This is a genomic window from Paraburkholderia sp. SIMBA_053, assembly GCF_046534895.1.
In the GTDB taxonomy this organism is placed as follows: domain Bacteria; phylum Pseudomonadota; class Gammaproteobacteria; order Burkholderiales; family Burkholderiaceae; genus Paraburkholderia; species Paraburkholderia caledonica.
This window is the reverse complement of record NZ_JAWRXU010001594.1, coordinates 1-240: the sequence shown is the minus strand read 5'-3', so window position 1 is coordinate 240 and position 240 is coordinate 1. Positions and strand designations below refer to the sequence as shown.

Annotated in this window: 1 protein-coding gene; it reads left to right on the top strand. The window is 61.2% G+C overall.

Going from position 1 to position 240, the window contains the following annotated elements:
* Positions 1-59: 59 nt before the first annotated feature.
* Positions 60-240 (top strand): LacI family DNA-binding transcriptional regulator (locus tag SB753_RS40925; protein ID WP_410805661.1); only part of this gene is annotated, 181 nt, incomplete at its 3' end.

The following is a 240-nucleotide window of genomic DNA, read 5'->3' as shown; positions in this document are numbered from 1 at the left end:
GGGAAAAACTACCTTCAGTAAAACAAAATAATTCTTTCGCTCGGCACCGGAGGAGACCCATGCCGGCTACTCGTACGATGATTGCGCGTCGGGCTGGCGTCAGCGTGGCTACGGTCGATCGTGTCCTGCGCGACGATCAGGCCGTGCGTCCGGAAACGGCCGAACGCGTGCATCTTGCACTCGCGAATCTGCGTGACGAGCGGGCGAGCCGTGGCCGGCCGGCAAAGGTCAACTCGTTCC